General features: G+C 42.4%; 13 protein-coding genes. 7 read left to right on the top strand and 6 right to left on the bottom strand.

Annotation, left to right across the window (positions count from 1 at the left end; all coding sequences use genetic code 11):
* Positions 1 to 127: 127 nt before the first annotated feature.
* From CC97_RS02140 to CC97_RS02160, 5 genes are read left to right on the top strand one after another with little or no spacing between them, the layout of a single operon-like run.
* The gene (locus CC97_RS02140) at positions 128 to 1,096 is read left to right on the top strand and encodes a hypothetical protein (protein WP_044973520.1); all 969 of its coding nucleotides are present in this window, start codon (positions 128 to 130) and stop codon (positions 1,094 to 1,096) included.
* Positions 1,086 to 2,990 (top strand): DUF4430 domain-containing protein, encoded by a 1,905-nt coding sequence (locus CC97_RS02145; protein ID WP_044973521.1) that lies wholly within the window; start codon positions 1,086 to 1,088, stop codon positions 2,988 to 2,990. Before CC97_RS02140 ends, CC97_RS02145 begins: the two co-directional genes overlap by 11 nt.
* Positions 2,974 to 3,852 (top strand): energy-coupling factor transporter transmembrane component T, encoded by an 879-nt coding sequence (locus tag CC97_RS02150; protein WP_044973522.1) that lies wholly within the window; start codon positions 2,974 to 2,976, stop codon positions 3,850 to 3,852. The genes CC97_RS02145 and CC97_RS02150 overlap by 17 nt, the downstream gene beginning before the upstream one ends.
* A complete protein-coding gene (locus tag CC97_RS02155; RefSeq protein ID WP_044973523.1) occupies positions 3,825 to 5,474 on the top strand; it encodes an ABC transporter ATP-binding protein in 1,650 nt (549 codons plus the stop codon). The genes CC97_RS02150 and CC97_RS02155 overlap by 28 nt, the downstream gene beginning before the upstream one ends.
* Positions 5,461 to 6,150, top strand: a complete 690-nt coding sequence (locus tag CC97_RS02160; RefSeq protein ID WP_049962628.1) for an ECF transporter S component — start codon at positions 5,461 to 5,463, stop codon at positions 6,148 to 6,150. Before CC97_RS02155 ends, CC97_RS02160 begins: the two co-directional genes overlap by 14 nt.
* A 62-nt stretch (positions 6,151 to 6,212) precedes the next feature.
* On the opposite strand, the gene CC97_RS02165 is transcribed toward CC97_RS02160, so the two are convergent.
* On the bottom strand, positions 6,213 to 7,139 hold the full coding sequence (locus CC97_RS02165; protein ID WP_081849943.1) for a Rossmann-like and DUF2520 domain-containing protein: 927 nt from the start codon (positions 7,137 to 7,139) through the stop codon (positions 6,213 to 6,215).
* 295 nt (positions 7,140 to 7,434) lie between these two features.
* Between CC97_RS02165 and CC97_RS02170 the strand changes: the two genes are divergently transcribed.
* A complete protein-coding gene (locus CC97_RS02170; RefSeq protein WP_044973524.1) occupies positions 7,435 to 8,295 on the top strand; it encodes a hypothetical protein in 861 nt (286 codons plus the stop codon).
* 169 nt (positions 8,296 to 8,464) lie between these two features.
* Here the strand turns inward: CC97_RS02170 and CC97_RS02175 are convergent, their stop codons facing one another.
* Together CC97_RS02175 and CC97_RS02180 are read right to left on the bottom strand one after the other, a co-directional pair.
* Positions 8,465 to 9,634 (bottom strand): nucleotide disphospho-sugar-binding domain-containing protein, encoded by a 1,170-nt coding sequence (locus tag CC97_RS02175; RefSeq protein WP_044973525.1) that lies wholly within the window; start codon positions 9,632 to 9,634, stop codon positions 8,465 to 8,467.
* A 21-nt stretch (positions 9,635 to 9,655) separates the two neighbouring features.
* Positions 9,656 to 10,639: a GDP-mannose 4,6-dehydratase gene (locus tag CC97_RS02180; protein WP_044973526.1), complete on the bottom strand. Its 984-nt coding sequence runs from the start codon at positions 10,637 to 10,639 to the stop codon at positions 9,656 to 9,658.
* Between the two features lie 766 nt (positions 10,640 to 11,405).
* Here CC97_RS02180 and CC97_RS02185 point away from each other — a divergent pair.
* Positions 11,406 to 12,296, top strand: a complete 891-nt coding sequence (locus CC97_RS02185) for a hypothetical protein (RefSeq protein WP_049962629.1) — start codon at positions 11,406 to 11,408, stop codon at positions 12,294 to 12,296.
* An 89-nt stretch (positions 12,297 to 12,385) separates the two neighbouring features.
* On the opposite strand, the gene CC97_RS02190 is transcribed toward CC97_RS02185, so the two are convergent.
* The 3 genes from CC97_RS02190 to CC97_RS02200 all read right to left on the bottom strand — a co-directional run bounded on the left by CC97_RS02190 (position 12,386) and on the right by CC97_RS02200 (position 14,683).
* Entirely contained in the window at positions 12,386 to 13,351 is a 966-nt protein-coding gene (locus CC97_RS02190; RefSeq protein WP_044973527.1) for an aldolase catalytic domain-containing protein, read from the bottom strand.
* A 425-nt stretch (positions 13,352 to 13,776) separates the two neighbouring features.
* The gene (locus tag CC97_RS02195; RefSeq protein WP_044973528.1) at positions 13,777 to 14,358 is read right to left on the bottom strand and encodes a hypothetical protein; all 582 of its coding nucleotides are present in this window, start codon (positions 14,356 to 14,358) and stop codon (positions 13,777 to 13,779) included.
* A gap of 22 nt (positions 14,359 to 14,380) precedes the next feature.
* The gene (locus CC97_RS02200) at positions 14,381 to 14,683 is read right to left on the bottom strand and encodes a hypothetical protein (RefSeq protein ID WP_044973529.1); all 303 of its coding nucleotides are present in this window, start codon (positions 14,681 to 14,683) and stop codon (positions 14,381 to 14,383) included.
* Positions 14,684 to 14,848: the final 165 nt, after the last annotated feature.

A 14,848-nucleotide genomic window follows, 5' to 3' on the forward strand; every position in this document is an offset into this window, starting at 1 on the left:
TAATTAAAGTGACAATCTATTCAGTTACCACAGACAGCAATTTAAACAATTTTTTCTATTGATTTTTATTGATAATAATGCTATAATAAAATTTGCTTATTATAAAATTCATAGGAGATCATATATCATGAAAAAGTTGATTTCATTTATCACGACAGCAGCTCTTGTTTCATGTTCAGGAGCAGTTCTTACGGCCGGTGCAGCAGAACAGGACACCAAAGTCCTTGTAACTGTTTCAGACGGAAAAAGCGCTTCACCTGTCCTCATTCAGAAGGAAGTTAATGTAACGGACATCGACAGCGACGGAAAGCTCACCATCAACGATGCTCTTTACATTGCCCACGAAGATAATTTCACAGGCGGTGCGGCAGCCGGATACAAGTCATCTGAAAGCACTTACGGACTTATGCTCAACAAACTCTGGGGTATCGAAAACGGCGGAAACTACGGATACTACGTTGACAATACTGCTGCTATGTCACTCGGCGATGAAGTAAAGGACGGAAGCAGCATTTACGCATTTGTTTATTCCGACACGGCAAAATTCTCAGATTCATACAGCTGGTTCGATAAAAGCAATGCAGAAGCAAAACAGGGCGATGAACTTGAACTCACACTCTCACATATAGTATACGACGCAAACTGGACACCGTCTGCAGTTCCTGTTGAAGGTGCAGTTATCACTGTAAACGGCAAAGCTACAGAATTCAAAACTGATGCTTCAGGCAAGGTAAAGGTGAAGCTCGATGAATCAGGTGAAGATATTCTTATCAGCGCTTCATCAGAAAACCTTACACTTGTTCCGCCGGTACTTGTGGCTGATGTTACTGCAAATACGGCAGTTACTGCTTCAGTCTCAGAAACTGCCGCTGAAACAACGACTGAATCAACCACTTCAGCAGCAACTGCATCTGTAAGCAAAATAGCAGTCGTTCTCCACGAAAATTTCGGAGAAGATACCACAACATCAGCTCCGAAGGTTTCTGCAGTATCAGGCTCACCGGCAACAGGTGACAAAGGCAGCAGCACAGCAGTTATCGCATTCATTGCTGCAGGATGCACAGCATTTGCATTAAGAAGAAAAAATGAAAAATAAGACTTTATCACTGATCATAAGCACTCTGGTCATCGTTCTGACCATATTCTGCTCTGATCCGTCTAAAGCCGGTGCTTACGAATATACCGTCGGTGAGGTACAGTCTCTCATCGACGGTATCGTTGATTATAAGTGCAGACAGACCGGATCTTCCGATGTACAGAGTTTAATAAACGGAGCACTCGCTGACGGTGCAGGCAGAGATTCCGAATGGTATGTAATTTCGCTCAGCCAGTACGGTTACAGCGATTTTTCACGTTACGTTTCAAATCTTGAAAATTATCTTAAGAACAACGATGAACCTTCAGCGACTTCAAGGGAAAAATATGCACTGGCTCTGTCGGCAGCCGGAAGTACTGACCCTTATACTGAAGATATTCTCGACAGCTCGATAGGCGCACAGGGCATCATGAGCTATATTTACGGCTTAAATGTACTGAACAACGGTTACACATGTTCAGCCTTCACCGCTGAAGGCACTGCACAGACACTGGTCTCAATGCAGTACGGCGACGGCGGATGGGCTCTTTTCGGAGAATACGGCGATATTGATGTTACATCCATGACTATTGCTGCTCTTGCTCCCTACTACTGGAACGACCAGTCTGTTCATGATGCTGTTGACCGCGGTGTGGATTTTCTTTCAGCCAGGCAGCAGGAAAACGGCGGCTACCAGAGTTTCGGAACACCTAATCCGGAAAGTGCATCCCAGGTTCTCGTCGCTCTTTCGGCAATAGGTATCGACGGCGTTCACGACGAAAGATTCATCAAAAACGGAAACTGTCTTATTGACGGGATCGCTGAATACAGACTTGATGACGGCAGTTTTTCACACATTAAAGGTGATGCATCAAACGAAACTGCAACCATTCAGGCGCTCTACTCACTTATAGCCTACAAGAGAATGTGCGAAGGCCGCTCCGAACTTTATGTTTTCGATAACCGCAGATCTGTGGAAAGACCTGCAGAGACTGAAGCTGTAACAGAGGCGCCGGTCACGGAAGCTGAAAAAGTTACTTCAGAAAATGTGACTGATATCGCAGCTGTTTCTGTCACTAACGTGTCAGGATCTGCCGTATCAGAAACCTCGCTTTCAGGAACTGCGACTTCAGTAAGTGATGTTACCGGAAATGTTACATCACCGGCTGCTGTCTCAGAAACTTCTGTTTCAGTATCATCAGATATAAGCGAAAACATTTCTTCAGACTCTGATATTCAGAATGATCACAAAACTGACAGCGAAAAGAAAAACGCAGAAGGCTCTTCAGACTCAGGCAAAAGAGATAATAAAATATTTATAGTACTTATTATTTTCGGAGCTGCCGGAGTTTTATGTCTCGTACTTTTCCTTGCCGGCAAACGCAATAAAAAGAATTTTATCTTTATCATTATCGCTGCAGCCGCTGTTTCCGCTTTTGTTTTATTGAATGATTTCAGCTCAAAAGATGATTACTACAATGGAAAATCATCAGAAAAGCCGGATGCAACCGGTACGGTAACACTTGAGATACGCTGCGACACCATAGCTGGAAAATCAGACGATGAGCACATTCCTGCCGACGGAACGATACTTAAAAAGACTGAATTTGACATAGAGGACGGAGAAACTGTTTTCGACGTGCTCACCGAAGCGGCCAGGGTTTATAACATACAGGTGGAAAACAAGGGCGGTGCCGGTTCAGCACACGGCCTTTCCTACATAGCCGGAATAAACTACATCTACGAATTTGACTTCGGCGATCTGTCCGGATGGGTGTACCATGTAAACGGCATTACCCCGTCGCGAGGATGCGGTGAGTATATCCTTTCAGACGGTGACGAAATAGAATGGCTCTACACCTGCGATCTCGGTCACGATCTTGATGAGGTATACGAAGATGATCCGCTTTCATGAGCTTAATCCGGCAGTAATTGCTCTGTGGTTCTTCACTGTCACCGGTACGGCAATGTTCTGCAGCTATCCGGTGATTTGTTTTCTGACACTGACTGCCGGTGTTCTTCTGTTTCTTGTAAGAAACGGGAGAAATCATATCCGTACTCACCTGTTTTTTCTGATTTTATACGTGATACTTACAATAGCCAATCCGCTTGTCTCACACAACGGTAAAACTGTTCTGTTTGTAATGAACGACAATCCGGTAACACTCGAAGCACTTCTTTACGGCCTTAACTCAGCAACAATGCTTACGGGAGTATTATATATGTTCCGGTCGTTTACACAGATAATGACAAGCGAAAAGCTTCTCTACATAACATCGCTGCTCTCCCCGAAGATATCACTGGTGCTGTCAATGGCAGTACGATACGTTCCGCTGTTTAACAGACAGGGGCAGAAAGTAAGCGACACCCAGAAGGCAATGGGACTGTATGCTGACGACAATATTATTGATGACATTACCGGACGCATGCGTATTTTCTCCTCCGTTTCCACATGGGCGCTGGAAAATGGTATAGTGACCGCTGACAGTATGGCAGCCCGCGGATTCGGTACAGGACGCAGAACCGCTCTGAAAAGATTTTCATTCACTCTTACCGACACTGCTTTTCTTATCCTTACAGTATTTTTTTCGGGTACTGTGATCGCCGCAGCAGCACACGGAAGTCTTGAATTTGATTTTTATCCGGAAATATCGGGTATCCATCCTGATCACACCGGAAAAGCCGGACTTTCCGCATTCCTTCTGCTCGTCCTGATGCCGGTATTCAAAGAAACGGAGGCTCTGATAAAATGGAAATATTCCGAGTCGAAGATCTGAATTTCACCTATCCTGAATGCAGCTCAAAGGCAGTGCATGATGTGAGTTTTAAAATCGGCAAAGGTGAATTCATTGTCATCTGCGGCTCTACCGGAAGCGGTAAATCAACTCTTCTCCGTCTTCTGAAGCCGGAGATATCACCGAACGGAGAAATGACCGGAAACATACTGTTTCACGGCGCTCCCCTCTCAGACTGTTCCGGCAGGCGCTCCGCCTCATCAATAGGATTTGTAATGCAGTCACCGGAACAGCAGATAGTTACAGACAAGGTCTGGCACGAACTTGCATTCGGGCTTGAAAACCTCGGAGTACCCGCTTCAGAAATAGCACGAAGGACTGCTGAAACAGCCGGATTTTTCGGTATCGGCAGCTGGTACGGAAAGAATACAGCCGATCTTTCGGGAGGTCAGAAACAGCTGCTCAATCTCGCTTCCGTTCTGGTAATGTCACCTGAGATCATCATTCTCGATGAACCGACCGCCCAGCTCGACCCGATCGCAGCTTCGGAATTTATCACTGCGTTAAAACGTCTGAACGAAGAGCTTTCCCTTACAGTTCTGATCGCCGAACACCGGCTTGAAGATACTTATCCGCTGTGCGACAGAATAATGGTAATGGATGGTGGAAAACTCATCTTTAACGGTGAGCCGCGTAAGATATTTACGGAAATAAAGGGCGACTCGCCTGTTCTGCGCGGTCTTCCTGCAGCAGCGAGAGTATACGGTCTGACAGGCGGAAAGGATGACTGTCCGCTGACTGTACGCGAAGGCCGGAACTACATTGAAAAGACTTTTAAAAAAGACATCACCGCCCTTCCGGCTCCTGCACATGAAACGACAGATAAAGAAACTGCACTGGAATTTAAAAACGTCCGTTTCAGATACAGCCGTAACGGTGATGATGTTTTGAAAGATTTAAGCTTTAAGGTGAACACCGGCGAAATATTCTGCATTCTCGGCGGCAATGGCTGCGGCAAAACGACTTTTCTTAAGCTTGCCGCAGATCTTGCTTCACCGTACAGCGGCGTGATAAAAGTCTTCGGGAAAAAACTTAAGGAATACAGAAACCGTTCGCTCTACAGGGAATGTCTCGCACTTCTCCCGCAGGATGTACAGAACGTTTTCCTCTGTGATTCAGTTCGTGAGGAACTTGAAAAATGCGGAGCCGATACCACTTCACTGCCTTTTGACATTTCCGGTCTGCTTGACAGGCACCCTTACGATCTCTCGGGAGGAGAACAGCAGGCTGCTGCTCTGGCACGCATCCTTGCGGCGAAGCCAAAGCTTCTGCTTATGGACGAACCGACCAAGGGCCTTGACGCTGACTGGAAATCAAAGATGAAGGACATCCTTGACCGCCTGAAAAATCAGGGTGTAACCGTAGTCATCGTCACACACGACATCGAGTTCGCAGCTGAATGTGCCGACAGATGTGCCATGTTTTTTGACGGAAAAATAGTTTCAGAAGGCACTCCGAAGGAATTCTTCCCGGCAAACAGTTTCTACACAACTGCTGTGAGCCGTATGACAAGAGAAATGTACAAAAACATAGTCACCGTTTCCGAAGCCGTGGAAATATGCTCGCTCAACGGCAGAAAGGATGATGCTCATGACAGTCATTAAGAGCAGAAGACTCCGTGAATTCATCCGCTATGCAGTTCCGCTTGTCATAATCCCGTCTCTCGTACTTGCAGGTGCATTTGTATTTGACCGGAAACGGCATATCCTTGTTTCACTGGCAGTCGCACTCTTCTCGCTTCTGCTCTTCGCAGCAGGATTTGAAAGAAGATCCGCCGGCACGAGGAGGCTTGTAATAGTTTCCGTTATGACCGCACTTGCATTTTCAGGAAGATTCATACCTTTCCTCAAACCTGTTTCCGCGATCACCATAATAACCGCGCTTTATCTCGGCGGTGAAGCCGGATTTCTAGTAGGTGCACTTACAGCGATACTTGCAAATTTCTACTTCGGTCAGGGTCCGTGGACAGCCTTCCAGATGCTCGCCTGGGGACTTATCGGCTTTACCGCCGGCCTTCTCGCACCGGTACTGAAAAAAAGCCGGATAAATCTCATAATATACGGATTTATATCCGGCATAGCCTATTCATTTATAATGGATATCTGGACAGTCCTTTCGTACAACGACGGAAAGTTCGGCCTGAAACTATACCTCGCCGCCCTGACAACAGCTATCCCCTACACCATATCATATGCCGTATCAAACATCCTCTTCCTCTGGTTCCTCGCCGAACCCTTCGGAAGGAAACTTAAGAGGATAGTGAAGAAATACAATGTATGAAAAGAAAAGCTTAAACTATTCCGAACCGGATAATAGTTTAAGCTTTTTATATTTATTATCTGCTACTTAAGCAGTGATCTCATCTCAGAATAATCTGCACCGCTGTGGCGTTTTTCAGCCATTTCGGTAAGCTTCAGGGATAATGATCTGTATATATCCGCATCAGTGCCCTCACCTAATGCATCCAGATGTTTCTTTACAGTTGAAACATCATTTCGTTCCACCGGACCTGTAAGAGCTGTTACCGGATCTGATGCTAATATTCGGTTTAAATTGCTGACTGCAAGAGGTTTAAGGGCTTCAAGTGCCTCTTTTTCAGAAAAGCCGCATCCCGTAAGAAGTTCCGTACTCTCTGCCATAAGTCCGCACACGAGATTGCTTGCCGCCACGCAGGCAGCGTGGTATTTTATCTTGATATCACTTTCTATTATACGAACCGGATTGCCCATATCAGAAAGAATACGGCTCCATTCATCCGCCCGATCGCCTTCGATGCAGAAAAATGCATCACCGATGGCCTTATACGAATCATATTTGCTGCTTACAGGAAACAGCGGATGTACCGACGTTCCCTCTGCCCCGTATTCATTTATTCCGGGAAAAGCATCTTTCGAGGACAAAGCCCCGCTGCAGTGACAAAGCTGTTTTCCTTTCAGTTTATGAAGGGGCAGAGAAAGATAAACATCCTTTATTGCTCCGTCAGGAACAGTAAGAAATATTACATCACTCGCTTCGATAAGTTCCTCCGCATTTTTATAATAAACCGAACCGGTAAAATCTGCAGCTTCCTTTGCAGATCCTTCAGAAGAACTGCAGTATCCCGATAACTCCATTCCGTTTCCGGCAAAGTATTTTCCAAGTGTAAAGCCGACTTTTCCGGCTCCGATAAAACCGATCTTCAAAACTGTCACCTCAGTATGATAAGTATGCACTGATAAGCTGACCGCATTTCCGGATCCGCAGTTCTGAAAAAGCGATAATGCGAACATATCAGCGTTCTCTGTTACATATATTATACATCAACCGGTTAAGGATAACAACATTTTATCTCCGGCACTTTTTTCAGATGACAAAACTTTAAAAACGGCACGCCTGAAATTAGCACTATTGAACAATAACGATTCTATTATTACGAAGCAAAAGGTTGTGTTCAACAAAAATTAATACAAAAGCAATATATTGCTTGACACGGTCTGACTATTAGTATATAATCGTAATCGTTGTTATCTGAATACATGTTTTTTCCATTCAGAGAAACATATTATATACTGGAGGTTAATTATAATGAAAAAGTCTATTATAGCAGCTGCACTTGTTGCTTCGGTACTCAGTATCACAGCCTGCGGTCCTGCAGAAAATATTGAAGTTGCTGAAGAAAACTATGATGCAGCAGAAGAAACCACAGCTGCGGAAACTACTGAAGAAACTACTGAAGCTACTACTGAAGAAACAACAGCTGAAACTACAACGGAAGCTACTACAGTAGTAACAACAGAAGTTACAACAGCAGAAACAACTGAAGTATCAGCTGTAACAGAAGTTTCAGGCAATGCTGAAAAGAAGGATGAAAAAACTGAAGAATTCAAGGCAACAGAAGGTTTCAGCAGTACTTATGCTGATCTTGACAACAGAGCATTCGGATATAACGGTAAAGTATTAAAGCTCGGCGAAAGCTCATTTCAGGATCTTGTTGATGCCGGTGTTCCATTCAGCGAAGATGATCTTCTCGACGCTGACAACAACGTAAAATCGGGAAATACATCAGATTATTATACATTACATGTTGATGACTCAAAGTATTCCAACTTACAGTTAGTGTTCGTCAACGATACAGACACAAATATCAAGCTGAAAGAATGCAAGCTTGAGATGGCAAGATGGTGGGCTATGATCCCAAGACCAACATATGATGAAGAACGTAATGCGGAGCTTAAAGCTGACCTTGAAGCTGCAGCAAAACATGTTTCATTCGCATTCCCTCTTACACTTACGAAGAGCGAACTTATCGCCAACAGCGGTGATCCTACTGATGAAAAGCTGGGCACAGAATACAAAAACCCAGGCGAGGTCTACGGAGGATACAGATTCACTTTTGATCCTGACAGCGAAGTCCTTCAGGATGTTTCGATAGAATTGCTCTATTGATCAGCTTTTTACGATGACACAAAAACAGGACACAGATACTCATGAGCTGAAATATCTGTGTCCTGTTTTTTTATATTCTAAAATGCCTGAAATATATCTATTATAAATACAAAAGACGGACAGCTGTAATAGTAAACAACTGTCCGTTAAATAATCAGCTTATCTTTGATCAGGCAAAAATCTCAGCAAAGATCTTTTCTCTGTTGCTTCTTGCTTCTTCAAATGAATCAGAGATAGTTTTCATATTCTTTTTAAATGTTTCTCTGTTGTTATAAGCGTCATCAACAGCTTTCCTGATAACATCAGATGTAATATCAATTTCATTCTTGTTTAACTCAATACCGGCATTGAGGTTCTGAGTTACCTTTGCCACGTCAAACTGATCGACAGACTGCGGAACCATTACGAGCGGAACACCTGCAGTAATGCCCTCTGTTGTTGAGTTATATCCTGCATGAGTTACGAATACATCAACTTCAGGAAGAAGCTGTGTCTGAGGTACGTAATTAAGAATAGTAAAGTTTGCAGGGATCTCCTTAAAGCTTTCTTCAATATTAACAAATCTTCCGACAGACATAATAACCTGATAATCTTCTGAATCACGGAAAGCCTCAATGCAGCGGTGATAGAAACTGAGATCATTGCCGAAAATCGTTCCAAGTGAAACATAAACAAGTTTCCTGCCGGCATCCTTTTTGAATGTAAAGCTTGTGTCAGGGTTTCTCTTTTCAATGTTAGGTCCGATAAAATAACATGTGTTATCTGTATCTTCAGCTCTCAGGTGGAAATACTTCGAAACCGGTATAAGCTTTTTGTATATACTCGGACTGAATATGTTGGATACAAAATCGTGAAGATTGATGTTATATTTTCTGCTTGTCATCTGAAGGCCCTGAATTCTTCTCGGGTCGTACTGATCAACATCAGTGAGAGCATATGAAACATAAAGTACAGCTATCTTAGCCGGGTCAATATTGAGTACCTTGTTCATTTCAGCTACATCAAAGAAGAGATCGAAAATGAAGTAATCAAACTCGTCCTTCTTTTCAAGCAGTGTTGAAATAACGATATCAGTAGAAATACCTACACGGAAAGAATTGATAGCAAAAGGAGGTACATTTGGAGGAAGCATCTTTTCAGCTTCAGTTGTATCGATTTTGTAAACGATCTTTTTTACATTTTCGACATTCATTCTGGCTTCAAATTCATCTGTCAGGCAGCATGTAACGTCATAGCCTAAAGATACAAGTTCTCTGACCAGTTCAACACTGGTAGTGAAATGACCGTGAAGAATACCGTTTGCTACAAAAATCTTTTTTCCTTTTCCGATGTTATTCATTCTGTTGCCTCCATATGTCAATTACTTATTTAATGCTTCTCTGTACCACTTAACTGTTTCTGCAAGACCGGCATCAAGTGAATATTCAGCCTTCCAGCCGAGTAATTCGAATGCCTTGGTCGGGTCAAGCTGCTGTGCAAGAATTTCAGAAACTTCGCTTTCCTGAACGTTTGAAGGAATATTTTCGAGGTTCATAACAGTCTTGATCTTGTTTACGACTGTTTCAACGTCAGTTGCTATACCTGTACCGAAGTTGAAAGCATTACCTACTACATCTTTCTTTTCAATGTTATATAACATGTACATGTAAGCATTTACGATATCCTTGATGTAGAGAAAATCTCTTCTGAACACACCGTTCTTAGGACGTCTGATAAGAGGAGACTCACCAAGTTCAAGTCTCTGGATAGTTCCCGGAATAAGTCGGTTGAAGTTATTGTCACCAGGTCCGTAAATATTGCCGAATCTGCCAACAACTACCGGAAGGCCATAGCTGTGGTAGAAGCTTCTTGCGAGCATATCCTGACAGACCTTTGAAACATCGTAAGGATTGCTTCCCTGAAGCGGAAGTGTTTCCTTGTAAGGAAGTATGTCACTGTCACCGTATACCTTGTCGCTTGAAGCAACAAGAACGCTCTTTACTGTATCCATGTGAAGTCTTGCTGCATCGAGAATATTATATGTGCCGACAATATTAACTTCAAATGTAACCTTCGGCATTTTATATGCAAGATCCTGAAGAGCAACGGCAGCAAGATGGAATATTGTTTCGATCTTCTGTTCAACAATGATCTGCTCAATAAGATGACCGTTGCTGATATCACCGTAGTAAATGTTTACCTTTTTATCGAGTCCGCATGTGCTGAAATAACTGCTGCTGTCACATCTTTCGATCAGTACTGTAACAACGGCTCCCTGTTCAATAAGATGCTTTGTAATGTGGGCTCCGACAAATCCTGTGGCACCTGTAACAAATACACGCTTATTCTTCATATCTTTTTTCATTGTTAATTCTCCTCTTCAATCGTTATATATATTCATTCATGAAAATGGTGTATTTCATTTAACGGAAATACACCTTCATAAAAACAAATCTTAAATAATCAATCCCCTCAAAGAATCAAACAAATATCATTTATCAAACATTTTGTTCTATGCACATTTACTTTTCGGAAAAACACCGATTTTCTGTGTAGCAGAAACATTTTTATATCAAAAAGGATTATAACACAATTTACAGACTTTGTCAAGCAAGTCCAAATAGTAAAATGTCATAATAATTTCTCGCAAAGCACGCATTTACGCTGCTTACGCATAATAGCCTTCCGATATCCATTGGAATTTTTGTCGTTTGATATAATTTTTTCTGATCTGTCATCCAATAATATATTGCTTTTTTCAATTATTGAATTTTATCTACGCATTCTCTCTTTATTCTGATAAATTCAGTCAGCGGTCAGAAGAAGTGAGGAGAAACCAGTGCTTGTACTATTAAACAATTTTGTTTTTTAAATGGTGAAATCACTGGGAATGATGTATAAAGTTTTGCAATGACATTATTATTGCCTTGACACTAACAGTATATTCGTATATAATTTAAAACGTTAGTATCTTAAGGAAACTCTTTACAGAATGGAAATGATAAAGCATCGGAATAAAAAAATTCACGTTATTTATTATTTTCCTTCTATATAAACTATATAAACCAGAGTTTCCGTACAGTGTTGGTTTTCAATGAAAACGCACTTAATTTATAGGGGGTAAATACAAAATGAAAAAGTCCATTATTTGTGCAGCACTTATTTCATCAATGCTCACTGTTACTGCATGCGGTCCGGCACAGAACATTGATGTTACAGATGAAAAATACGATGCTGCGGAAGAAACCACAGCAGCAGAAACAACTGAAGAAACTACTGAAGCTACAACAGAGGAAACTACAGCTGAAACTACTGCAGAAACCACTGAAGCTACAACTGAAGCAACTACAGAAGTTTCAGCAGTAACAGAAACTTCAGAAACTTCAGTATCAGGTGTTACAGAAGTATCAGGCGATGAACAGAAGGCTGAAGAAGCTGCAGCTGACATCAGCCCTGTGGAAGGATTCAGCAGCACATACGCAGATCTTGACAACAGATGCTTTGCTTACAAGGGAAAACTCTTCAAATTAGGAGAAGCAACATTCCAGGATCTTATCGATGCAGGCGTTCCGTTCAAGAAGGATGATGTCGCAAACGCTGATAATAACCTCAGCAAAAACCGTGAAACAAGCTGGTACACAGCAGACATTACACAGTATACACACTTACAGTTCACTTTCGGTAACTTTACTGATGATAACATAAAGGAAAAGGACGCAGTTCTTGACTATGTAAGATGGTACAGCATATACACTCCAAGAGCAAGTTTTGATGCAGAACGTAACGCTGATATTGAAGCTGACATTGCTGAATCTGCAAAGTCTGTAAGTTTCGCATTCCCGCTTACTCTTAAAAAGGCTGATCTTTTTGCCAACAGCGGTACTCCGACAAAGGACGGCGGCAACTTCAGTATAGAATACAAGAAAGAAAGCGAAAAGTATATCGGCAACAAGGGATATACATTCCAGTTTGACAATGAATCAGAACAGATGTCAGAAGTAAGCATCAGCTGGCTTCCATGATCATAGCACAGTTTACTTAAAAAAATAAAAAAGACACAGGTCATCTGATCTGTGTCTTTTCTTTTTATGCTCTGCATAAGCAGATCTATTTAGCCGTTGATCTCTTTATAGAATTCCGCATAGTCTTTTCTGTTATCCTTTGTAAACTGGATAGCAGTTCTCGGATGCTGATTGAGCTGACCTGTCATGAGGTACTGAATATCGTAGCCCCACTTAACACCGTTTTCCTTAAGCTTCATCATCTCTTCTTCAATAAACTTGTATACAGGATATACGTTGTACTTAGGGTTCTTGAGAAAACCGAGAAGAAGTTCCATAGCACAGTTGCCGGCACCGCGTCCCATTGAAAGATATGTAGCGTCAAGCCAGTCAACGCCGTCTCCGCAGCCTTCAATAGTATTGGCAAAAGCAAGCTGCTGATTGTTATGAGCATGAATGCCGACCTTCTTGCCCCTCTTTTCTGCAGCATTTACGTAAAGATCTGCTATTCTTGCCATCTGCTCCGGATAGATGGAACCGAAACTGTCAACAATGTAGATGCAGTTTACCGGAGTGTCAGCGAGCATGTTGAGTGCAACTTCAATATCTTCCTTCTGAGCTGTTGAAATAGCCATTATGTTGCAGCTTGTTTCGTAGCCTTTCTTTGCAGCGTCTTCGATCATGTCGATAGCTTCAGGCATCTGATGGATATATGCTGCTACTCTTACAAGGTCTACCGGAGAGTTAGCCTTCTGGTCAAAGTCATCCTTGTCATGTCTTCCGATGTCGGCCATAATTGCGAGCTTGAGATCTGTGTTGTTCTCGCCTACGATTTCTCTGATATGTTCATCGGAGCAGAACTTCCACTTGCCGAACTTGCTCTCGTCGAATACTTTCTTTGAGGCTCTGTAGCCCATTTCCATGTAGTCAACGCCGGCTTCGATATTTGTTTTATATAATTTCTTTACAAAGTCATCAGTAAAATAGAAATCGTTGCAGAGACCTCCGTCACGAAGTGTTGCATCAACTACCTTGATGCTTTCTCTGAAATTAAGTAAGTTAGATAATTCCTTCATTGTAAATACTCCATTCTGAAATTTAAAAGAATAATGACCGGTCCGTGATACAGCCGGGTATTTTTATCTGTTCCCGTATATGACTGACCGTTAATTTTACTTTATCGGTTTAAAGTGTTACGCTTTTAACTCCTAAAGTATTATAACACAGTACGTTTTCAAAATCAAGTATTTTTTCAATAAAATTTTGAAAAACCTCATAAGACAGTGACAGCCCCGGATATTTCGCTGCAGGAATGAAAAAATCCGCCTCATAGCTAAGGAATCACTGATTAAACAGTAAATCCGGCTTCGCCGGATTTACGGGGGTGGAATTTGCGGGGCTCGCCCCGGAGCCCCATGCTGATTTATGAAAAAATCAGCGTTTTCCTAAAAAAAACCGAAGAGCAGTAACAATGCCCTCCGGTCTTTTTATACTATGAAAATCATTTATGACATTTTATCATTAATTCTTCGGTTTCACCTTCATCATTCTGTACGATGCCGGTTATGTAGGAAAGAGTACTTCCGTCTGAAGAGAGAATGATCTCACGGCAGTTGCCGCCGTATTCACCGGTACTTGTTACAAAGCGGATCTTGTGGTCTCCTTCTTCTGTCTTTGCTTCATCGAAATACGAAACCCCGCTTTCGAATCCGTTATCGCCTGTCGCTGTAACCTTATAAGGCTTTTCTCCGCTGTTTTCTTCAAAGCTGACAGTAAAACTGCCGTCATCTGACTTCCAGGTTCCTTTCAGAAGATCGAATATTTCAGGCTTCGTCATTCTGACTTTTCCGCCAGAGTTACCGCTTCCGGCATTTTCGCCTGATTCTTCATCTGAATCCCCGGAACCCTCAGCATCTTCGCCTTCTTCTGAAGCTGCGTCCTCTTTCACCTCAAAGTCATCAAGGTCGCCAAGATAGGTACATCCGTTCTTTTCGGCCTTATTTGTAAGAAGATATTTGAATTCTTCATTTTTCAGATCCTTGACCTTAAGGTTCGTGTTTTCATTGAGTTCGACTTCAGCCATTGTAACAGCACTGACATCCCCCTTAATAGAAACACTGTTTTTTTTCAGTATCAAAACTGCATTCGATGTTTTCAGTTATCTCGTTTTCTTCAGCATCATAAACCTTTACTGTAACATCGCCGGCCTCAAAGTTTTCGATGGCGAAATTGAGTTTCAGCTCCTCTTCAGTTTCGGTCGAATTCAGCAGCTTGATCGATGTTTCGTCTTCTTCGAAGATCAGGCTGTCAGCATATTCATACTTTGTACCGTCTTCCTTGCCGCAGCCGGTAAGAAATGCAAGAGCAAAAACAGATGATATCATTATAATTAACAGTTTACGTTCCATATCATAACTCCCCTTATCCAGGGAAACACTGATTTAATCGGAAATACATCTTCGCTGTATTTCCGGGTGTGGAAATTGCGGGGCTTCGCCCCGTGCCCCACGCTGATTTTTGAACAGATCAGCGTTTCCCTAAAACCGATCCGGAACAACAGCATTTACCGTTTA

Source organism: Ruminococcus sp. HUN007, assembly GCF_000712055.1.
Classification (GTDB): Bacteria; Bacillota; Clostridia; order Oscillospirales; family Ruminococcaceae; genus HUN007.